The 21,221-nt window shown below is 27.9% G+C and carries 22 protein-coding genes; 20 read left to right on the top strand and 2 right to left on the bottom strand.

What is annotated here, in order from left to right; genetic code table 11:
• Positions 1-6: 6 nt before the first annotated feature.
• On the bottom strand, positions 7-729 hold the full coding sequence (locus QOZ84_RS09600; RefSeq protein WP_284132744.1) for a galactosyltransferase-related protein: 723 nt from the start codon (positions 727-729) through the stop codon (positions 7-9).
• Between the two features lie 185 nt (positions 730-914).
• On the opposite strand from QOZ84_RS09600, the gene QOZ84_RS09595 reads away from it, so the two are divergent.
• The 13 genes from QOZ84_RS09595 to QOZ84_RS09535 all read left to right on the top strand — a co-directional run bounded on the left by QOZ84_RS09595 (position 915) and on the right by QOZ84_RS09535 (position 13,066).
• On the top strand, positions 915-1,682 hold the full coding sequence (locus tag QOZ84_RS09595) for a glycosyltransferase (protein WP_284132925.1): 768 nt from the start codon (positions 915-917) through the stop codon (positions 1,680-1,682).
• A 23-nt stretch (positions 1,683-1,705) separates the two neighbouring features.
• Positions 1,706-2,836: a DegT/DnrJ/EryC1/StrS family aminotransferase gene (locus QOZ84_RS09590; protein ID WP_284132743.1), complete on the top strand. Its 1,131-nt coding sequence runs from the start codon at positions 1,706-1,708 to the stop codon at positions 2,834-2,836.
• Positions 2,837-2,843: 7 nt separating this feature from the next.
• On the top strand, positions 2,844-3,968 hold the full coding sequence (locus QOZ84_RS09585) for a glycosyltransferase (protein WP_284132742.1): 1,125 nt from the start codon (positions 2,844-2,846) through the stop codon (positions 3,966-3,968).
• A 15-nt stretch (positions 3,969-3,983) separates the two neighbouring features.
• Positions 3,984-4,556, top strand: coding sequence for an acyltransferase (locus QOZ84_RS09580; RefSeq protein ID WP_284132741.1), 573 nt, complete (start codon positions 3,984-3,986; stop codon positions 4,554-4,556).
• Positions 4,557-4,562: 6 nt separating this feature from the next.
• Entirely contained in the window at positions 4,563-4,979 is a 417-nt protein-coding gene (locus QOZ84_RS09575) for a MaoC family dehydratase (RefSeq protein WP_284132740.1), read from the top strand.
• Positions 4,980-5,001: 22 nt separating this feature from the next.
• Positions 5,002-5,871 carry a glucose-1-phosphate thymidylyltransferase RfbA gene (gene rfbA, locus QOZ84_RS09570; RefSeq protein WP_284132739.1) on the top strand — a complete coding sequence of 290 codons (870 nt, stop codon included), beginning with the start codon at positions 5,002-5,004 and terminating at the stop codon, positions 5,869-5,871.
• A gap of 16 nt (positions 5,872-5,887) precedes the next feature.
• Positions 5,888-6,847 (top strand): dTDP-glucose 4,6-dehydratase, encoded by a 960-nt coding sequence (gene rfbB / locus QOZ84_RS09565; protein WP_284132738.1) that lies wholly within the window; start codon positions 5,888-5,890, stop codon positions 6,845-6,847.
• A gap of 131 nt (positions 6,848-6,978) precedes the next feature.
• Positions 6,979-7,497 carry a hypothetical protein gene (locus tag QOZ84_RS09560; RefSeq protein ID WP_284132737.1) on the top strand — a complete coding sequence of 173 codons (519 nt, stop codon included), beginning with the start codon at positions 6,979-6,981 and terminating at the stop codon, positions 7,495-7,497.
• A 184-nt stretch (positions 7,498-7,681) separates the two neighbouring features.
• Complete coding sequence (locus tag QOZ84_RS09555) at positions 7,682-8,512, top strand: 3D domain-containing protein (protein ID WP_284132736.1); 831 nt, start codon at positions 7,682-7,684, stop codon at positions 8,510-8,512.
• Between the two features lie 195 nt (positions 8,513-8,707).
• Positions 8,708-10,420, top strand: coding sequence for a phospho-sugar mutase (locus tag QOZ84_RS09550; RefSeq protein ID WP_284132735.1), 1,713 nt, complete (start codon positions 8,708-8,710; stop codon positions 10,418-10,420).
• Between the two features lie 87 nt (positions 10,421-10,507).
• Entirely contained in the window at positions 10,508-11,353 is an 846-nt protein-coding gene (locus QOZ84_RS09545) for a YihY/virulence factor BrkB family protein (protein WP_284132734.1), read from the top strand.
• A 67-nt stretch (positions 11,354-11,420) separates the two neighbouring features.
• Positions 11,421-12,062 carry a lactate utilization protein gene (locus QOZ84_RS09540; RefSeq protein WP_284132733.1) on the top strand — a complete coding sequence of 214 codons (642 nt, stop codon included), beginning with the start codon at positions 11,421-11,423 and terminating at the stop codon, positions 12,060-12,062.
• Positions 12,063-12,175: 113 nt separating this feature from the next.
• Positions 12,176-13,066 (top strand): YegS/Rv2252/BmrU family lipid kinase, encoded by an 891-nt coding sequence (locus QOZ84_RS09535; protein WP_284132732.1) that lies wholly within the window; start codon positions 12,176-12,178, stop codon positions 13,064-13,066.
• Between the two features lie 36 nt (positions 13,067-13,102).
• Here the strand turns inward: QOZ84_RS09535 and QOZ84_RS09530 are convergent, their stop codons facing one another.
• On the bottom strand, positions 13,103-14,767 hold the full coding sequence (locus QOZ84_RS09530; protein WP_284132731.1) for a glutamine--tRNA ligase/YqeY domain fusion protein: 1,665 nt from the start codon (positions 14,765-14,767) through the stop codon (positions 13,103-13,105).
• A 359-nt stretch (positions 14,768-15,126) separates the two neighbouring features.
• Here QOZ84_RS09530 and QOZ84_RS09525 point away from each other — a divergent pair, with 359 nt between their 5' ends.
• The 7 genes from QOZ84_RS09525 to QOZ84_RS09495 form a co-directional block, all read left to right on the top strand.
• Positions 15,127-15,777 (top strand): hypothetical protein, encoded by a 651-nt coding sequence (locus QOZ84_RS09525; RefSeq protein WP_284132730.1) that lies wholly within the window; start codon positions 15,127-15,129, stop codon positions 15,775-15,777.
• Between the two features lie 35 nt (positions 15,778-15,812).
• Entirely contained in the window at positions 15,813-16,385 is a 573-nt protein-coding gene (locus tag QOZ84_RS09520) for a TVP38/TMEM64 family protein (RefSeq protein WP_284132729.1), read from the top strand.
• Positions 16,386-16,551: 166 nt separating this feature from the next.
• Complete coding sequence (locus tag QOZ84_RS09515) at positions 16,552-17,115, top strand: hypothetical protein (protein ID WP_284132728.1); 564 nt, start codon at positions 16,552-16,554, stop codon at positions 17,113-17,115.
• A 93-nt stretch (positions 17,116-17,208) separates the two neighbouring features.
• Positions 17,209-18,873, top strand: a complete 1,665-nt coding sequence (locus QOZ84_RS09510) for a hypothetical protein (RefSeq protein WP_284132727.1) — start codon at positions 17,209-17,211, stop codon at positions 18,871-18,873.
• Between the two features lie 170 nt (positions 18,874-19,043).
• Positions 19,044-19,652 (top strand): hypothetical protein, encoded by a 609-nt coding sequence (locus QOZ84_RS09505; RefSeq protein ID WP_284132726.1) that lies wholly within the window; start codon positions 19,044-19,046, stop codon positions 19,650-19,652.
• Positions 19,653-20,173: 521 nt separating this feature from the next.
• Positions 20,174-21,028: a group II intron reverse transcriptase/maturase gene (gene ltrA / locus QOZ84_RS09500; protein WP_284132725.1), complete on the top strand. Its 855-nt coding sequence runs from the start codon at positions 20,174-20,176 to the stop codon at positions 21,026-21,028.
• Between the two features lie 2 nt (positions 21,029-21,030).
• Positions 21,031-21,221 (top strand): group II intron maturase-specific domain-containing protein (locus tag QOZ84_RS09495; protein WP_284132724.1); only part of this gene is annotated, 191 nt, incomplete at its 3' end.

Genomic DNA, 21,221 nt, shown 5'->3' with positions numbered 1-21,221 from the left:
AAGTAATTAATTATAGCTATTAAAATCTTTAATAAATTTTATTACACTTAATAAATCTTTATTTTTTGCATATTCAGTTTTTAACAAATCTATATTTTTTTCATGACAATCTATATCTCTAGGGGATGCCTCATGGAAAAGATGGCAAACTGTCATATCTAAAGGCCTTCCTATTTCTTTATATAAATATTTAACAACACGGCTAAATGCATCATCTTCTCCACCCCAACCTCTAAATCTTTCATCAAATCCTCCACACTCATAAAAATGCTCTCTACGAATTATACAAATACCACCAATAACTTGATATCTACTATTAGTAGATGAGTCAAAAAATATATTTGAATTAGATTCTGATAATTCAATTGAATGTATATCAAAGCTTGAATCATAACTCAATATTTCTCTAGTAAAGACTCTATTAAACTTTATGAGTTTAGAGTAGGGAATTATCCATTTATATGTTTTTAGCATATCTAAGCATCTATATAAATCATTTATATCAAATACTATATCGGCATCAACAATCAAAAAAATTTCTCTAGTAGCTTTTTTAGCTGCATTGTTTATAGCTTCGGATCTTGAGTAGGGCTGTTTATATGATTCACCTATACAGATTTCAGCATCTGGCATAAGAAGTTCATATCTATTTTTTATCCAATTCCAGTTTTTTTCTCTAAGTCCGTTATCAGATGTATAAGGTATTAAAATAGATATATTTTCAAACAAGAAAATCAATCCTTTCACTTTATACTAATCAAATGATTGATTAATATAAAATATGCACTTAAATTGTCGAATGTGCATAATATATATTAGCAAAAAATCAAATCTTATAAAGATAAAACTTATAACCAAATTAGATATATAAAACTGACTTTAATTTAGAAAGGAGCAAGTGAAAATTGAGTGATGTGTTTACAATTATTGTACCAACATATAACAATCAACAATATTTAAAAGATTGCATATATTCTATTATTAAGCAAGATTACCCTTATATGGAAATAATAATTAGCGATGATTGTTCTGACAAATTTGATAAAAATAATATAGAAAATTATATAAATGATAACAAAAAAGATAATATAGTGAATTTTATAATAAACCAAAATGAGACAAATTTAGGCGCTGTTAAAAATTTAAATAAAGCTATACAACTAGGCACAGGAAATTATTTCATGAATTTAGATGGAGATGATATGCTATATGATGAAACTATAGTAAGTAGTATGGTGAAATACTTCAATGAAACAAAATACCTAGCTGTAACTACATTTATTGAGTTTAATGATGCCAATATGGAAAATCCGTATTATGTATATCCAAATAGAGGTATATTAAATTATTTACTTAATAGTCCGGCTATAGAGATATATATGAGATTATGCAAAGGTGATTGTTTAGCAGGTCCAGGATTTTCATATAGAAGAGAGCTTATAGATCAATATGGATTATATGATGAAGAGTATAAATTAATAGCGGATTATCCTAGATATCTATATTTAACTAGAAATGGATGCAGTATAGGAATGCTAGATAAAATAGCAGTAAAATACAGAAATGGTGTTGGTATATGGACATCTAAAAAAACAACTGAAAATGAACATATTAAAAATATGGTAAATAATGATATGTTGCTAATAAAGAAAAAAGAAATAGAAATTAACAAAGAAAATTAATTTAATATATAAAGGATGATAAAATGAAAAAATTCGAATATCCTATAAATGTTACAAAATCATTTCTACCACCGTTTGAAGAGTATGAATCAGTGATTAAACAAATCTGGAATAACAGGTGGTTAACTAATAATGGGCCTATTCATATGGAATTAGAAAATGAAATTACAAAATATTTAAAAGTTAATCAAAGTACGCTGTTTACAAATGGCCACTTAGCTTTAGATATTGCTATAAAATCTATGAATCTTAAAGGTGAAGTTATAACTACACCGTTTACATTTGCATCTACAGCACATGCTATAGTATCAAATAATTTAAAACCAGTATTTTGTGATATTAATTTGAAAAATTTTACTATAGATGTAGAGAAGATAGAAGCACTTATAACTGATAAAACTTGCGCAATTATACCGGTACATGTATTTGGCTATCCTTGTAATGTCAAAGCCATAGAACAAATAGCTAAAAAGTATAACTTAAAGGTGATATATGATGCAGCACATGTATTTGGAGTAGAAATAGATGGAATTGGTATAGGGAACTATGGTGATATATCTATGTTTTCATTACATGCAACAAAAGTGTACAATTCGATAGAAGGAGGATTATTGACTTTTAAGGATGATACTCTAAAAGACAAATTTAATTCATATAAAAACTTTGGAATCAGTGATTATGAAAGTGTTAAATACGTAGGAAGCAATGCAAAGATGAATGAATTTCAAGCTGCTATGGGATTAGTCAATCTAAGATATATAAATGAACAGATAATAAATAGAAAGATTATTACAGATATATACAAATCTCAATTAAAAGAAATTGAAGGTATATATATGGTAGAAGGCAAGGCTAACATAAAGCATAATTATGCGTATTTTCCAATTATAATAGATGAGAATAAAACAGGAATAAGTAGAGATGAATTATACAATAAATTGCAACAATACAATGTATTTGCAAGGAAATATTTTTACCCATTAATAACAGATTTTGATTGTTATAAAAATATGTATCAATTTAACGATTTGTACAATGCAAAATATATTTCAGATAGAGTATTAATCCTCCCATTATATGGAGACCTTTTACATGAAGATGTGTTAGAAATAGTAGATATTATAAAGCATATTATACAAACTAATAAGAGGTGACATCAAATTGAATTTGAATAATGAAATAAAATTAGCTATTATAGATGATTATTTTCCAAATATTAAAACAGGATTTAGAGTCGCTGAATTTAATTGGTATATGAAAAATTTAAAAGAAGTTAGAGTGTTTTCTACATCTAAAGCAATTTATAAATTTATTGATGAATATAGCTATTTTTATCCTGAATATACTCAAAACATTAAACCATTAACAAGTAAAAATGTACATGAATTAAATTATTTTGATGTATTATATACTGTATTTGCTAGCAATACGTTTGAATTTTTAGAGTATTTCAATTATGCAAAAAAACCTTTTGTATTTACGTTATATCCTGGAGGTGGCTTTTTATTAGATAATATAAAAAGTGACAATAAGCTAAAGGCTATATTTAATAATCCTTATTTTTATAAAGTGATTGTAACTCAAAAGATATCTTATGATTATTTGATTAATAAGAAACTTGTTTTACCAGAGCAAATAGAATTCATGTACGGAGGTGTAACTAACTCACCAGTTTTTAGTGAAGATAAAAAATTATATATAAAGGATAAAAAGACTTTTGATATTTGTTTTGTAGCTAACAAATATCAAAAAAATGACAGAAGCAAAGGATATGATATATTTATAGATGTTTGTCATAAATTAATGCAAATATGTGATGACATTATGTTTCATGTTGTTGGAGGATTTAATGTTAGTGATATAGATATATCTAAGTTAGGAAATAATATAAAGTTTTATGGAACTAGAAATGTAGATTTTTTTCCTAGGTTTTATTCTGAAATGGATATAATGATATCTCCAACTAGACCATTTGAAATTTCAAAAGGAGGATTTGATGGTTTCCCTACAACATGTTGTGTAGACGCAGCATTAAATGGAACTCAGGTATTCACTACTGATAAATTAAATCTTAATACATGCTTTAAAGATGGTAAAGATATATGCATCATAAATGAAGATATAGATGAAATTGTAAATAAAGTAATGTATTATAAAAATAATTTAGATTTACTTTACAGTTTATCATTAAATACACAGAAAAAGTTTAATGAAGTATTTGGATTAGATAATCAGATGATAAGGAGAATGAAAGCATTAAATAGTGCTATACAGAAAAATAATTAAGAAAGGAATAAATTAATGGCATATTATACAGATATAGAATTGAAAGAAATTGGCTTTAAATATATAGGCAGTAATGTGAGAATAAGTAAAACTACATCTATATATAATCCAGAAAAAATGATAATAGGAGATAATTGTAAAATAGATGACTTCTGTATACTATCAGGAAAAATAGAACTTGGAAATAATATACACATATCAGTGTACTGCCATGTAGCTGGAGGCGATGAGGGAATATATATGGAGGATTTTAGTGGCTTATCTCATTATGTAAATATATTTACTAGATCTGATGACTATTCTGGAAAATTTCTTACAAACCCAACTGTTCCAGATGAGTACAAGAATATAAAAAAAGGAAGCGTAATAATAAAAAAACACGGAATAATAGGATGCAATAGTGTTATATTTCCAGGGGTAATAATTGAAGAAGGTGTTGCAGTTGGAGCTATGTCATTAGTAAATAAACCTACAATACCTTGGAAAACTTATATAGGAATACCAGCAAAGGCAGTAGGAGAGCGATCTAAAGAGCTACTAGAGCTAGAAAAAAAATATATTCAATCAAATAACCATATAAGGAGCTAAAAAAATATGGAAAATATATATTATATAGGTCAAAAATCAGATACTACAAAGACAATAAGTGAATACGACGTATATAGCTTTGCAGGTATTACTGGAGATTTTAACTATGCACATATAAATGAGGAATATGCTAAAAATACAAAATTCGAAACTCGTATAGCTCATGGCATGATAAGTGCAGGATTAATATCATCAGTATTAGGTATGAAGCTTCCTGGAAATGGGACTATATATTTGAGTCAAAGTATTAATTTTAAAAAAGCAGTAAAAATAGGCGATACAATTAAAGCTGAAGTTGAAATTATAGAAATAATAGATAAAGAAAAATTTACTATCTTAAAACTTAAAACAGTCTGCTACAACCAATTTGGAGAAATAGTTACAGAAGGTATTGCACAGGTAATACCACCTAGTGATAAATAACAATTAAAGAAGGTGACATTATATGAAGGGCATAATATTAGCTGGGGGTCTAGGAACTAGACTTCATCCCCTAACTAAATCTATATCAAAGCAAATCTTACCAATATACGACAAACCTATGATATATTACCCATTATCAATTTTAATGCTTGCAGGAATAAGAGAAATTCTAATAATATCAACTCCAAGAGATACTCTAGTATTTCAGGATTTATTAGGAGATGGAAAAAATCTAGGCATAAGTATTCAATACAAAATACAGGAAGAACCAAAGGGGTTAGCACAAGCTTTTATACTAGGAGAATCATTTATAGGAAATGACAACGTAGCATTAATATTAGGAGATAATATATTTTATGGAAGTGAATTTACACAAAAGCTAGAAAATGCTGTAAAAAGAAAAGAAGGAGCTACAATTTTTGGTTATATAGTAGAAGAGCCTCGGGATTTTGGGGTTGTAGAATTTGATGATAAATTTAATGTATTGTCAATAGAAGAGAAACCAAGTATGCCAAAGTCTAATTATGCAGTTCCTGGGTTATATTTTTATGACAACCAAGTAATAGAGATTGCTAAATCTGTAAAACCATCACAAAGAGGAGAGTTAGAAATAACTTCAATAAATAATGAATATTTAAAAATGAATAAATTGAAAGTGGAATTGTTAGGAAGAGGTATGGCTTGGCTAGATACTGGAACATATAATGGGTTATTAGATGCTTCGAATTTTATTTCGACAATACAAAAAAGGCAAGGTTTATATGTTGGATGTATAGAAGAAATAGCATATAGAAAAGGATATATAAATAATAATCAGCTAATAGACCAAGCAAAATATCTAAAAAAAACAGCTTATGGCAAATATTTATTAAAAATAGCAAATGAAGCATAAAGGAGCAAATTTTAATATGAAAAAAATATTAATAACTGGTGGGGGAGGATTTATTGGATCAAATTTTGTCCATTATATTTTAAATAAATATCAAAATTATAAAGTAGTAAACTTAGATAATTTAACGTATGCAGCTAATCTTGAAAATTTAAAGACTATAGAAAACAATCCTAACTATAAGTTTATAAAGGGTGACATATCAGATAGAGTTTTTGTATTTAATCTCTTTGAGAAAGAAAAATTTGATATAGTTGTTAATTTTGCAGCTGAGTCTCATGTAGACAATTCTATATTAAATCCAGAAATATTTGTAGTTACAAATATACTAGGGACACAAATTTTATTAGATGCATCTAAAAAATATAAAGTAAAAAGATTTCACCAAGTATCAACAGATGAAGTATATGGAGACTTACCATTAGATAAATTAGATTTGTTTTTCACAGAAGATACTCCAATAAATCCAAGTTCTCCTTATTCTGCATCTAAGGCATCTGCGGATATGTTGGTTCAAGCTTATTTTAGAACTTATAGTATGCCTGTTACTATATCAAGATGTTCAAACAATTATGGACCATATCAATTTATGGAAAAATTAATTCCTAATATGATAAATAAGGCAATAAATAATGAAAAATTAACTGTATACGGAAATGGCTTAAATGTGAGAGATTGGCTCCATGTTTATGACCATTGCAGTGCAATAGATCTTATACTGAATAATGGGAAAATTGGAGAAATTTATAATGTAGGAGGTCATAATGAAAAAACCAATCTAGAAGTTGTAAAGATTATAATAAAAGAATTAAAAAAATCAGACTCTCTTATTAGTTATGTAAAAGATAGACCAGGACATGATTTAAGATATGCAATTGATCCTTCAAAAATCCAAAAACAGCTCAACTGGAGACCAAAGTATAAATTTGAAGACGGAATAGTTGAAACTATAAACTGGTATTTGGAAAATAAAGTTTAAAAAATAGAACTAAACTATAAAATTAAGCATACTATACAATAAATTACTATGCAAAATATTATATATATTAATACTTTTTATTCGATATTTTGTATTGTGATTTATAAATGAGCATTGGAGGAATACTATAGATGAATTGTAATAATATCATTAATTTTGAAAATTTAATTTCAGTTCCAGATGGTATAGAATATTCTATATCAACAGATCAAATTAAATATTCTGTAGCTGCCAATACCGATAATTTAGAACAAGATTTGCAGCTAGGACAATACCCTGTTGAAAATATAACAACTATCTGCCCAAATCAACAAATAAAAGGGAATGTTAATTTATATGAAGTTAGGGTGTCAGGATACTTAACATATTCAGTATCGGTAAAGTGCTTAGTAAGTAGCGATAACTTTGAAATAAGTACTCTTTATACTGATATAAATGGATGGATTTCACAAAGTGATATACTACCGATAGAGTCAGATGGTGAAAATGGCAATAAATTACCATATATGGTGGTTGGATACAGTGTGAAAAATCCAGCTACAACAAATATTAATGTTGCCTTAGTAGATTTGATTGTGGATCCGCCTGTAGAAATAAGTGGAAATAAAGTTGTATTAGTAAAAGGATCATTTGAAATAACATCAGAGTAGACACAATATAAATTGAATATAAATACATTGAAAGGCTAGATTAAAATTTATTTTAATCTAGCCTTTCAATGTATTTAACTTTAGTAAAAATAAAAGTTACAAAATAGTTACATATTTTAGAAATAGATATAATATATATAAATATGATTAAATGTAAATTTGGTTAAAAAAAAGGGGGTCTATTATGAAAGAAGGTAAAATAATAACAATTAGTGTAGTAGGTGTGTTAGTGATGGGGATATTATTAGGAGGATATTGGACTTTAAAAAAAGAACAATTAAATATAGTAGTTAAAGGTGAAAAAATAAAAATATCAAGTTTTCAAAAAACAGTTAAAGGTTTATTGGATGAAGAAAAAATAAAGTATGATGAAGATGATGAAATAAGTCCTGCTTTAGATACAAAATTAACTGATTATATGAATATAAAAGTTACAAATGTAAATAAGGTAACACAAAAAGAATATGATAAAATTCCTTTTGAAGTTAATTTAGTTGAAGATAAAAATATAGAAAAAGGAAATACAAAGTTAGAACAAGAAGGAAAAGAAGGAAAAAAAGAGTTGGTTTACGAATTGATATATAATGATGATGAACTAGTAAATAAAGAATTAATTAAAGAGAACATAGTAAAAGAGCCAACAAATAAAATTGTGAAAAAAGGTATAAAAGAAGATATAATAGTTGCATCAAGAGAATCTAATTCAAGAGAATCTGATTTAAAACAATCTAGTTCAAAACAGTCTGATTCAAGACAAATGAGTGTAGTAGCTACAGCATATGCAGGAGATTCAATAACATCTATGGGTACAGTACCTAAATGGGGGACAATTGCAGTTGACCCTAGTGTTATACCATACGGATCAAAAATATATATACCTAAATTTGGTATGAGTTTTATAGCTGAAGATTGTGGAGGTGCAATAAAAGGAAATAGAATAGATATTTTTATGAATAGTGAAAGTCAAGCACAGAGCTGGGGAAGACAGAGCATAGAAATTAATGTTGCTAGGTAAATGAATGAAAGGGTTAAAGTTATATTTAAAAAATTCTGTATATATTATATATACAGAACTGTTTTTTTATTGATATGAATTATTAATTATAGTGTCTTTACTTACAGCTAAAAACAGTATATTATTAATAATAATAGGCTTATAATTAAGGCTATAACACGTTATACTTATGATGAAAGGGAGATTAATTTAATTATGGAGTGTTTGATGGTAGATTATATGAAAAAGTACAAAGAATGGGCAACTAATCCATATTTTGATGAAGAAACAAAAAAAGAACTTATGGAACTAAAAGAGAATGAAAAAGAAATACAAGATAGATTCTACAAAGACTTAGAATTTGGTACAGCAGGTCTTAGGGGAGTAATATCAGCTGGAACTAATAGGATGAATAACTACACGGTAAGGAGAGCTACATTTGGACTAGCTAATTACATAATCAAAAATACTACAGAAAAAGAAAAAAATAGAGGTGTGGTTATAGCTCATGATAATAGACATATGTCTAGAGCGTTTTGCATGGAAACTGCAAATACTTTAGCTGCTTGTGGTATAAAAGCATATATATTTGATGATTTAAGAACTACACCAGAACTATCATTTGCACTTAGAAATTTAAATGCAATAGCAGGTATTGTAATAACAGCAAGTCACAATCCACCAGAATATAATGGATACAAGGTATATTGGGAAGATGGAGCACAAGTTATGCCTCATATTGCAAATGCTATAACTAAAGAAATAAACAGCATACATGATTATAGTCAAATTCCAACTATAAATGAAAAAAATAAAAATCTAGTTGTAATGCTAGGTGAAGACGATGATAGTACGTTTATAGAAGCTGTTAAAAAGCAAGTGATAAGAAAAGAATTAATACAAGAAGTAGGTAAAAACTTTAAAATAGTATTTACTCCACTTTGTGGAACTGGTAATGTTCCGATAAGACGTGCGTTATCTGAAGTTGGATTTGAAAATATAATAGTAGTTAAAGAAGAAGAAAATCCAGACCCTAATTTTGCAGGTATTGACTATCCAAATCCTGAAGATAAAAGAGCTTTAGATAGAGGTATAAAGACAGCTAAAGAAAATGGAGCTGACTTAGTTGTAGCTACTGATCCAGATTGTGATAGAGTGGGGGTTGCTGTAAAAGCTACAAATGGTGAATATGTTTTATTAACTGGGAATCAAATTGGTGGAATGCTAACTAATTATATAATAGAGGGATTAAAAGAGAAAAACGAATTAAAGGAAAACTCAGCACTAATAAAGACAATAGTTACCTCTGAATTTGGTGCAGATATTGCTAAATCAAACAATGTAGATGTATTAAATGTGCTTACAGGATTTAAGTTTATAGGAGAAAAGATAAAGTTATTTGAACAAACAAATGAAAAAACTTATGTATTTGGATACGAAGAAAGCTATGGATACTTAGTTGGAACTCATGCTAGAGACAAAGATGGTGTAGTTGCATCAGTATTAATAGCTGAGATGGCAGCTTTTTATTTCTCTAAGGGACTAAGTTTATATGAAGGTTTAATAGAACTTTATAACAAATATGGATTTTTTAAAGAAGAAACTATTTCTTTGACTTTAAAAGGAATAGAGGGATTAGCTAAGATAAAAGATATAATATCTTACTTTAGAGAAAATAAAATAATATCAATAAATGATATTAAAGTAGTGGATATTAAAGATTATAGTAAAGGAATAGATGACCTTCCAAAAGCTGACGTATTAAAATATTTCTTAGAAGATGGTTCTTGGGTAGCTATAAGACCTTCAGGAACAGAGCCTAAACTTAAATTTTACATAGCTGTAAAAGGTGATACTGAGGAAATTTCAAATAAAAACATTAATGAAATAAAAACTTATATAGATAAAACAATACAAAAATTAATGTAAAAAAAATTAAGGATGTAGCTAATGTTACATCCTTTTATAATTTATACGCATATATATAAATATAACAATTTAGAGAGGAGGCACTATATGATTAAAATAGATAGTTCAAATGTCATAAACACTATAAAAAAAGAATCGAACTATGCTGAAATTAATTCAAAGGCAGCAGAAATGTCTTTTTACTTGCTATTATCATTTTTTCCATTTTTAATATTTACTATAAGTAGTATAGCCTATACACCGATTCTTCATTTGAACAAATATATATCAATATTTCAAAATATGATGCCAGAGAGTGCATTTCAGATAACATTGTCTATAATTAACTCAGCGATGGAAAATAAAAGTTTGAGTTTTATAATAACAAGTTTTGTTCTTACACTATGGACATCTTCAAGAGCTGTAAGAGGAATAATAAGAGGTGCAAATAACTCATACAAAGTAAAAGAGACGAGATCTTATATAAAAGTAATGTTTATAGGTCTTTTTTTTACAGTAATACTATTAGTTTTGATTTTTTCATCTATGATATTTTTAGTATATGGTGAAAAAATTGGCTATTTAATATTTGGGTTTATAGGACTTGATAATATATTTATGAACGTTTGGAATATATGCAGATATACAATCGGTGTTTCGACCATAGTTATAATACTTGTGAGTTTGTATAAATATACTCCTAATAAAAAGATAAAAATAAAAGATGCAATACCAGGTGCAGTTATCGCAACTTTTGGTTGGATAATAGTTTCACTTTCTTATTCTTATTATTCAAATTACTATGCAAACTATGAAGTTATTTATGGTAGTATAGGCGGAATAATAGTACTTATGACATGGATTTATTTGAGTAGTTGGATGATGCTTGTAGGTGCAGAAATAAATGCTAAATTATATTTTAGAAAATTAAATAAAACAAGTTATAAAAATTAATGCATAAGTTTAAATAAATAGAAATAAATATGATAAAATATATATAAAAATAAAGGATGTGTAAAAAATGGATAAAAATATAGCATGGGTCAATGAACAAAGAATAAAAAGAACTATAAAAGCATTAGAAAAAAACAATATGGAAGGTTATTTAGTAGAAAACAAAGAACAGCTTTTAGAAAAAATACAAGACATAGCTGAGGAGGGATCCTTGGTTGCTTGTGGTGGATCAGTAACATTATTTAAAACTGGTGTAATAGATTTTTTAAGAACTGGAAAATATGATTTTTTAGATAGATATAAAGAAAATTTAAATGTAAATGATTTAAAAGAAATATTTAGAAAATCATTTTTTTCAGATGTTTATTTTACTAGTAGTAATGCAATAACTGAAAATGGAGAACTTTATAATGTAGATGGAACTGGAAACAGGGTAGCAGCTATGCTTTATGGACCAGACAAAGTTATTGTAATAGCAGGTGTAAATAAGATAGTTAAAAATGTAGAGGAAGCCATTAATAGGAACGAAGAAATAGCAGCACCAGCTAATGCTAAAAGAATAGGAACTAAAACACCTTGTGCAAGTACTGGTACTTGTATGGATTGTTATAGTCCAGAGAGAATTTGCTGCGAGTATACACTCATAAAAAGACAAAGAGTATCACAAAGAATTCACGTTATATTTTTAAATGAAGACTTTGGTTATTAAAATATATATCGCTTATACCATATTAATGAATTTATTGATAAATAAGATTTTACGATTATGAATATACTATACTATAGAATGACTGTAAGCACTAATAGTAGTAAGGAGGCAACATGAAAAAAGTAAAACTTATATACAATCCAAATTCAGGTGAAAAAAGAATCGCGAATGTATTAGACGATATTATAAGGATATATCAAGAAAATAATTACACAATAATACCCTACAGATTAAATAAAGAAGAACATATAAGTAAAGCATTTTTAGGGGTAGATGACACGTATGATCATTTACTAATAGCAGGAGGCGATGGAACTGTAAATATGATATTAAACTCTATGAAAGAGTTTGACATAAATGTACCTATTGGTATTTTGCCAACAGGTACAGCTAATGATTTTGCTAATGCTTTAAATATACCTTGGGATATAACTGAAGCTGTAAAATGTATAATTAACTCTATACCACAAAAGATAGATATTGGAAAAATAAATGATAAATACTTTATAAATGTGGCAAGTGCAGGAATGTTTACAGATGTATCTCAAAAGATTAATCCAGAATTTAAAAATTATATAGGAAGAGTGTCATATTACATAACAGGTATAGAGGAAGCTCTACATTTAAGAAAGTTTAAGATGAAAGTCAATTCAGAAGAAGTAACCTATGAAGGTGATATGTACCTTATGTTAGTTTTTAATGGGAAAACAGCAGGAAACTTAAATTTAGCTTACAAAGCAGAGCTAGATGATGGATATTTAGATGTGATAATATTTAAGGGAATGCCTATACCAAAGTCTATTCCAATTCTTTTTAATGTATTAAAGGGAGCTCATTTAGAAGGATATAATGAAAATGAAATTTTATATTTTAAAACAAAAAAAGTAAGAATAGAGTGTGATGATGATTTAAAAACAGATGTAGATGGAGAAAAAGGACCTGATTTTCCTCTTGATATAGAATGTATTAAAGATGAAATAGAGATATTAGGATTTTGTAAATAGAAAAAAGGAATGACTTTTGTCATTCCTTTTTTATTTTTATTTTTTAGGTTTAAAAGAACTTTTAAGAGGGACAACTCTATTAAATACTAATTTATTGTCAGTACTGTATTTATTATCCACACTGAAGAATCCATTTCTTACAAATTGGAACTTATCTAAAGATTTTGCACATTTAACTTGAGTAGGCTCAGCAAAACCTTGTAATATTTCTATTGAATTAGGATTTATTTGTTCTAAGAAGTGCTTTCCTTCATTCTCAGGAGCATCATCAAGTATTAATGGTTCGTATAATCTAAATTCACAAGGAGTAGCAGTATTAGCTTCAACCCAATGTATAGTAGATTTTACTTTACGATCAGTAAATCCGGAACCACTCTTTGTTTTAGGGTCATAAGTACATTGAATTTCTATTACATTTCCATTTTCATCTTTTATGACATCATTACACTTAACAAAGTAAGCACCTTTTAAACGAACTTCATTTCCTGGGAATAATCTGAAATATTTCTTTACAGGTTCTTCCATAAAGTCATCTTGTTCTATATATAGTTCTCTACCAAATGGTATTAATCTAGTTCCTTTAGTTTCATCTTTGGCATTGTTTTCTAATTCTATCATTTCAACATCATTTTCAGGGTAGTTTGTTATCACTAATTTAAGTGGTTTTAATATACCCATAGCAAGAGGAGCTTTTGATTGTAAATCTTCTCTTACAAAGAAATCTAACATTTGGCTGTCTACTTTAGAATCAGCTTTAGCTACACCTATCTCACGACAGAAGTTACGTATAGACTCTGATGTATAACCTCTACGTCTAAGGCCTGATATAGTAGGCATACGAGGGTCATCCCAACCGTCAGTAATACCTTCATCAACAAGTTCTTTTAATTTTCTCTTACTCATAACTGTATTTGTAAGATTAAGTCTTGCAAATTCTATTTGTCTAGGAACATTTTCCATTTCACATTCCTTAACGAACCAATCGTAAAGAGGTCTTTGATCAGCAAATTCAAGGGTACAGATAGAGTGAGTTATACCTTCTATAGCATCTTCTAGTGGATGAGCAAATGCATACATAGGATAAACACACCATTTATCACCTGTGTTATGATGAGTTGAGTGAGCTATTCTGTATATTATAGGATCTCTAAAGTTTATATTAGGAGAGCTCATATCAATTTTAGCTCTTAAAACTTTTTCTCCATTTTGAAAATCTCCATTTCTCATTTTCTCAAATAAGTCTAAATTTTCTTCTACCGATCTATTTCTGTAAGGACTTTCTTTACCTGGCTCTGTTAAAGTTCCACGATACTCTCTCATTTCGTCTGGAGTTAATTCACATACATAAGCTTTCCCTTTTTTGATTAAAAGGATAGCTCTTTTGTACATTTCATCAAAGTAATCTGATGCAAAGTATAAGTTATTCCAATTAAATCCTAACCACTCTACATCTTCTTTTATTGAATTTACGTATTCAACATCTTCTTTAACAGGGTTTGTATCATCAAATCTTAAGTTTACCTTACCTTGAAGTTCTTTAGCTAAACCGAAGTTAAGACAAATACTCTTTGCATGACCTATATGTAAGTAGCCGTTTGGTTCAGGCGGAAAACGAGTTATGATACTGTCATGTTTTCCAGTTTCTAAATCATTTATAATAATATTTCTTATAAAGTTAGATGAATTATTTTCATTTGACATATATAATACCTCTCAATTAATTAATTTTTCTGTACAGTATATTATGCATATTGCATAAGGATACTATAATCCATACTATTAATATTAATATAATATTGGAAAAAAATAAAGATATAATTATTTAAAAATAAAATCTTATCAAAAAATTATATCTTTAAGAGTATTATACAAAATTGTAATTTTTATAATATAAAAATATATTTCATTAAAAATCACATAAAATATTTTTTTATAAAAGCAAATTTAAATAGATTTATGTTTGATTATAAAAAATATAATTAAAAATTAATAATATTTTTTATATAACTACCAATAATAGTTATATAATATGTTTAGGAATATTTTAAAGAGGTGATGTTGTGAAAAAAAGTTTAAAAATAATAATAGGTATTTTTGTGTTACTAGGGATTGTTCTATTAGGAGCTTACTATGCACTAACACCAAGTGAAAGTGTTAACACATCAAAAGGTAGAATTATAACTAGTGAAGAGTTATTAATAGGTTCTTTTATAGATAATGTTGAGATACTTAAAAATCCACTTAGGGCTCAAGGAAAGATTTCTATATCCAAAGATGATTTTAAAGACGTAGTTTATACAGCTATGACAGAATATAATATAGAAGAGTTAAAAAATATAGATGTAAATATTTTTAACAATGTTATAAAAGTTGTTTCGCCTTATAAAGTATTAGGATTTATAGATAGTCAAATATCCGTGAATTTAAATCCAACCATAGTTAATCATAATTTAAATATTAAATTAACTGATTGTAAATTAGGAAAAATAAAAATAAAAGATGAGAAAATAGGTGGATTATTAAAACAATACAAAGATAAAATACCATTTACGTTAAAGGATAATGTTGTAATAGTAAACAAAAACGACACTTATCCACTAACACTTAATAAAATCGATGTAAAAGATAAAGAAATTCTATTAGATTTACAATTAGAAGTTAACAATCTGATTGATTTTATATCAAAGTATAAAGTCAATATAATAGGATAAAAATTGTGACGACATAACTTTAGGAGCAAATTGTTATGGAACAAATATTGTATTCATTAACAGACTATAAGGTTTTAGCTATTATAGTAGGATTTATATTAATAGCAGTAGAAACTTTTTTACCTGTATTACCATTAATTGCAATAGTAGTGGCAAATGCTTTTGTACTTGGAATGTGGATGGGTTTTTTAGTATCTTGGGTAGGTTCTGGTGTTGCATCAGTAGCCCTTTATTTAGTAGTTAATAAGTTTTCCAAATGGAAATATTTTGAAAAATATCAAGAAAAAAATAAAATAAGAAAAGTAATCATTTGGATAAAAAAACAAGGATTTAATAGTATTTTCATATCTTATGCATGTCCATTTATTCCAGATTTTTTGGTAACTGTAGGATCTGGATTTACTGGATTAGATTTAAAAACATTTGTTTCTGGGATGGTTTGTGGAAAATTTGTAATGTTTTTACTTATAAGTTATGTAGGCGAAGATATTAATCATATAATTTCTCATCCTATGAAAATTGTAGTTTTTATATGTGCTATATTGATATCTTGGGTAATTGGACAACGAATAAATAAAAAAATTCACAAAAGTGGAAGCAATAAATAAAAAATATAAATAAAATTTATTTTATTATTTGAAATATATTGAAATTTATGCTAAAATAATATAGTTGTACCTAAATAATAATTTATATTAAACTAAGGTATAACTTAGAATTGTTAAGTTTATTAAATTAAATTGCTTAATAAAATATTATTAAGGGGGGGGAAATATGAAAAAGATATATATAGTAACAACATATACTGGAACTTTATTATCTTATCTTATAAGAAATATAAGTAAAACCCCATATGCACACGTATCAATAGCTTTAAATCAAGAATTAAAGCCAATGTATTCATTTGGAAGATTAAATCCAAAGACTCCAATTTTTGCGGGTTTTGTGGAGGAAAATATAAATGAAGGATTGTATGCTATTAGAAAAAATACTATGTGTAGGGTGTACTCATTAGATGTTACAAACTTACAATATGAAAAAATATATGAAAATATAATGAATGTTAGTCAAAATAGAAATGAATATGATTATGATGTTAAAGCACTTGTGTATTTAACTGTAGATAAACCAAGAGAAAAAGAATACAAATACGTATGCTCTCACTTTGTGGCAGATATGTTAAAAAGAAGTGGAGTTGAGATTTTTGATAAACCATCATATGAGATTATACCAAATGATTTTTATGATTTAGATTGTTTGAATTTAGAATATGAAGGACTATTATCAAAATATCAAATAAAAGAGCACTTATATGTAGGAAATATGGCAAAAGCATAAGAAAATACCTCTTATTTGATAAGAGGTATTTATTTTTTTGTAAAAAATGGATATAATGATATTAATAACTATTTGGGTTGAAAGGAGTATTAAATGAAAAAATTTATTAAAACATATGGGATAGCGTTTATAGTTGTAGCGATATACTCATTTGTTAAATTACCAGTACTAAGTTTAGATTTCATATCATGCGTTTCAGTACTGATAATATTCTTTGGCGTAGCAGGGATATTAGATATGATGCTCGATAGAGGAGAAAGAACTTCTAAAACCGCTAAATACAATTTTAGCATAGCGATTATTCTAATAGCTTATAGTATTGCAGTGCCATTTTTAGCATCTACACCTGTTTTTCATGCAAAGACATATAAAAATTTATTAGGGACAGTAAAAGAAAGTGAGTTTTCTAAAGATGTAAGTCCTGTAAGTGTAAATGATATACGTCTTGTAGATGAAGACATGGCGATGAAGCTAGGAGACAAAAAACTTGGAGAAGATCCAGCTTTAGGGAGTGTATCAAAGCTTGGAAAGTTCCATATACAAAGTGTAAAAGGCGAATTATACTGGGTAGCACCGTTAGTACATAGAGATATAATTAAATGGGTAACATCTTTGGATGGTACTAAAGGATATGTGATGGTATCAGCAAGTAATCCTCAAGATGTTAGATTAGTGCAAAAGATAGATAACAAACCTGTCAAAATAGTGTATCAGCCAGAAGCATACTTACTTCAAGACCTTCATAGACATATGTATATAAAAGGAATAGTAAATGCAGGAATGACAGATTTCACATTAGAAATAAATGATGAAGGAAGACCTTATTGGGTTACAAGCTTATATGAACATAAAATAGGATACGGTGGAGCTAATGCTGTGGGAGTAGCTACAGTTGATGCTGAAACTGGAGAAACTAAAAGATATACAACAAAAGAAGCACCGAAGTGGATAGATAGAATACAACCTCAAGAATTTGTGACAAGTCAAATAAATGATTGGGGATTATATGTTAAAGGATTCTTAAACTCAGTTATATCAGAAGAAGGAGTTTTAGTTCCAACTGAAGGAACATCTTTAGTTTATGGAAATGACAACAAGGCATATTGGTATACAGGTATAACTTCTTCAGGTGGTGATGAGTCTACTATAGGATTTATGCTAGTAGACACTCGTACTAAAGAAGCAAAATTATACAAACAACCAGGAGCAACTGAAACTGCAGCAATGAGATCTGCGGAAGGTAAGGTTCAGGAAAAAAATTATGAAGCTACATTCCCTGTAATGTATAATATGTTAGGAACTCCAACATATGTATCATCACTAAAAGATAAAGCTGGGCTTGTTAAAATGGTAGCATTTATATCAGTAGAAGACTTTAGTGTACTAGGGCTTGGAGAAAGTAAGGAAGAAGCTTTAAGAAACTATAGAGAAGCATTAGCATCAAAAGGTAATACTATTAAAATAGACAATGATGTAACTAGTGAACATATAGAAGGAACTATTTCAAGAATTAGTGCTGATGTTAAATCAGGAAATACATTCTACTATATGACAATAAATGAAAATCAAAACATAATATTTAATGCCACTTCAAAGTTATCAATCAAAATTCCTTTAACTTCTGTTGGAGATAAAGTAAAAATATCTTACCAAAAAGGTGAAAAAGGATTTGTAGATATAATCGAGTTTGACAACTTAACTTTAGGAAACGTAAAAGCTGTTAATGTAGATGAAAAAATAGAAGAAAAGTTAAAATAATAGCTTAAATTAATAATATACCAAGTAAAAAGCAATGTATTAATACGTTGCTTTTTATTTGTTTATAGAATTAAAATAATTTTATTAAAATATGTAAATTTTATATCCTTAAATCAATATAATGATAGTACAACTTGGTAAGTAAAATAACTTCAAGGAGATCAGACATAATGATGGGGATAGAAAAAGATATATTAATCTTAATTAGTAGAGTTAGGTGTATGACTGAAACTCAGGTTGGAAAAGTTTATGGGACAAGAAAAAAATATGGAAAAAAATCATTCAAGAAAACTTTAAGGAAGATGTGTAATGAATATACATTGAGAAAATATCCATGTAATATAAATTATTCTGGGTATAAAGATAATTCATATGTATATTATTTAAGTGGAAGCAAGATGTATAAAGGTAATGAATTAGTTAAAGCTGTAATAGGATCTGAATTTGCTATTAAACTTAATTCAGGTGGATATGAACTTAAACGATTTTATAGGAATATATCAGTTGGAGGTTCAAAATATGATCTATTCATAGAATATATAGATAAATATAATGACCCAAAACAAATTTTAGTAGATATAACTTTAGATGAACAATTAAGATTATCTAAATATGAGGATATGGAAAATAAAATGAAGAACTCTACAATTCCATTTTATGAACCACCAAAAGTAATTGTAGTAACATCTAAAGACCTAGAAAATATGCAGTCAAATAGAATAGACGGAGATATAGTATTTTTAGATTTGAATTTAAATAAATTATTTAGATATATATAAAACCTATTTAATTAAATAGGTTTTTTTATTAGTGTGCCCGGCATGAGCAACAACTTGACGGTGAAAGTCCGTTGCAGGCTTGATAGTGGGAACTGCTAGCTAAGGGCAAGGGTGTCCATCGTGAGGTGGAATCTGAAGGAAGCCTACGGCAAAATCTTGGTCTGAGGAACACGAACTACATATGAGGTTACTGAGAAGTAGATGAGTTTGCTAAACAAAACAAAGTCCAACACTATCCGAATTTCCAGGAGTAAATGTAGCAGATATATGAGATGAAAGTTGTTGTTCTTACCCGGGGAAGTCTGATAGATACATCATTAATAAAGGATGAATTTCCTAAATGATAACCTACATAGTGATATTTAACTGAGCTATCAGAAGTCAGCAGAAGTCATAGTACTATTAATATGCGCAATTAGTAGGAAGGACTGAACATTAAGGAGGTTTTCGACTTTGGATAAATTAAAGAGCGTGAATAAAGTGCAGACAACTGAATATTAGACCATCTTGTGGAGATAAAGTTGGAAACCGGAAGTAAACAAGAGGTGCATAGCGGAGCTTTGGTGTTACCGGAGGTAGAAATAGAAAACCGTGCAATAGTATCTACTAATAGTTTACTAAATAAAATATTAGCAAGAGATAATATGTATCTTGCGATGCAGAGAGTAATTAGAAATAAGTGTAGTCACGGTGTTGATGGTATAAAGACTGATGAACTTCACGACTATGCTAAAAAGCATTGGATTACAATTAAATCTAAATTATTAGATGGAACATATAAACCTTCACCAGTTAGAAGAGTAGAAATACCAAAACCTAACGGTGGAACTAGGCTACTTGGAATTCCAACAGTAGTAGATAGAATGATACAACAAGCAATTGCACAAGCATTAACTTATGTATATGAACCAACATTTTCTAATAGTAGTTATGGCTTTAGACCAGTCAAAAGTCAACATCAAGCAATTAAACAATCCTTGGAATATATAAATCAAGGACATAAATGGGTAGTTGATATGGATTTAGAGAAATTCTTCGATAAAGTAAATCACGACATTTTAATTGATAAATTATCTAAACGAATAGAAGATAAAAGAGTATTAGAGTTAATAAGAAAATACCTTAAAAGTGAGATAATGCTCAATGGAATTATAGTATCAAATGAGGAAGGAACTCCACAAGGAGGACCACTTAGCCCACTTCTATCAAATATAATGCTTGACGAAGTTGATAAAGAGTTAGAAAGAAGAGGTCATAGATTCTGCAGATTCGCAGATGATTGCAATATTTATGTCAAAAGTAGAAAAGCAGGATTAAGAGTCTTAAATAGTATAAAGAAAATAATTGAAAAAGATTTAAAGCTAAAAGTGCAGTAGATTTGGTTAGTCGTAGAAAATTTCTAGGATTTTCATTCTACTTCTCAAAGGGCGGCGCCCAAATAAGGATACATGAAAATTTATACGGAAAACTTAAATCTAAGGTTAAAGATATTACAAATAGAAATAAAGGAATAAGTATGGAGTGGAGATTGGTTAAGCTTAATCAAATAACAATAGGTTGGATTAATTA

Source organism: Romboutsia sedimentorum (assembly GCF_030131845.1).
Classification (GTDB): Bacteria; Bacillota; Clostridia; order Peptostreptococcales; family Peptostreptococcaceae; genus Romboutsia_D; species Romboutsia_D sedimentorum.
This window is presented reverse-complemented; position numbering and strand designations above follow the sequence as displayed.

Coding starts and splice junctions, on each gene's coding strand:
- QOZ84_RS09535 (WP_284132732.1), top strand. CDS start 12,176: ATGAAAAAAGTAAAACTTATATACAATCCAAATTCAGGTGAAAAAAGA.
- QOZ84_RS09575 (WP_284132740.1), top strand. CDS start 4,563: ATGGAAAATATATATTATATAGGTCAAAAATCAGATACTACAAAGACA.
- QOZ84_RS09560 (WP_284132737.1), top strand. CDS start 6,979: ATGAATTGTAATAATATCATTAATTTTGAAAATTTAATTTCAGTTCCA.
- QOZ84_RS09530 (WP_284132731.1), bottom strand. CDS start 14,767: ATGTCAAATGAAAATAATTCATCTAACTTTATAAGAAATATTATTATA.
- QOZ84_RS09555 (WP_284132736.1), top strand. CDS start 7,682: ATGAAAGAAGGTAAAATAATAACAATTAGTGTAGTAGGTGTGTTAGTG.
- QOZ84_RS09550 (WP_284132735.1), top strand. CDS start 8,708: ATGGAGTGTTTGATGGTAGATTATATGAAAAAGTACAAAGAATGGGCA.
- QOZ84_RS09510 (WP_284132727.1), top strand. CDS start 17,209: ATGAAAAAATTTATTAAAACATATGGGATAGCGTTTATAGTTGTAGCG.
- rfbB (WP_284132738.1), top strand. CDS start 5,888: ATGAAAAAAATATTAATAACTGGTGGGGGAGGATTTATTGGATCAAAT.
- QOZ84_RS09520 (WP_284132729.1), top strand. CDS start 15,813: ATGGAACAAATATTGTATTCATTAACAGACTATAAGGTTTTAGCTATT.
- rfbA (WP_284132739.1), top strand. CDS start 5,002: ATGAAGGGCATAATATTAGCTGGGGGTCTAGGAACTAGACTTCATCCC.
- QOZ84_RS09505 (WP_284132726.1), top strand. CDS start 19,044: ATGATGGGGATAGAAAAAGATATATTAATCTTAATTAGTAGAGTTAGG.
- QOZ84_RS09580 (WP_284132741.1), top strand. CDS start 3,984: ATGGCATATTATACAGATATAGAATTGAAAGAAATTGGCTTTAAATAT.
- QOZ84_RS09545 (WP_284132734.1), top strand. CDS start 10,508: ATGATTAAAATAGATAGTTCAAATGTCATAAACACTATAAAAAAAGAA.
- QOZ84_RS09590 (WP_284132743.1), top strand. CDS start 1,706: ATGAAAAAATTCGAATATCCTATAAATGTTACAAAATCATTTCTACCA.
- QOZ84_RS09540 (WP_284132733.1), top strand. CDS start 11,421: ATGGATAAAAATATAGCATGGGTCAATGAACAAAGAATAAAAAGAACT.
- QOZ84_RS09515 (WP_284132728.1), top strand. CDS start 16,552: ATGAAAAAGATATATATAGTAACAACATATACTGGAACTTTATTATCT.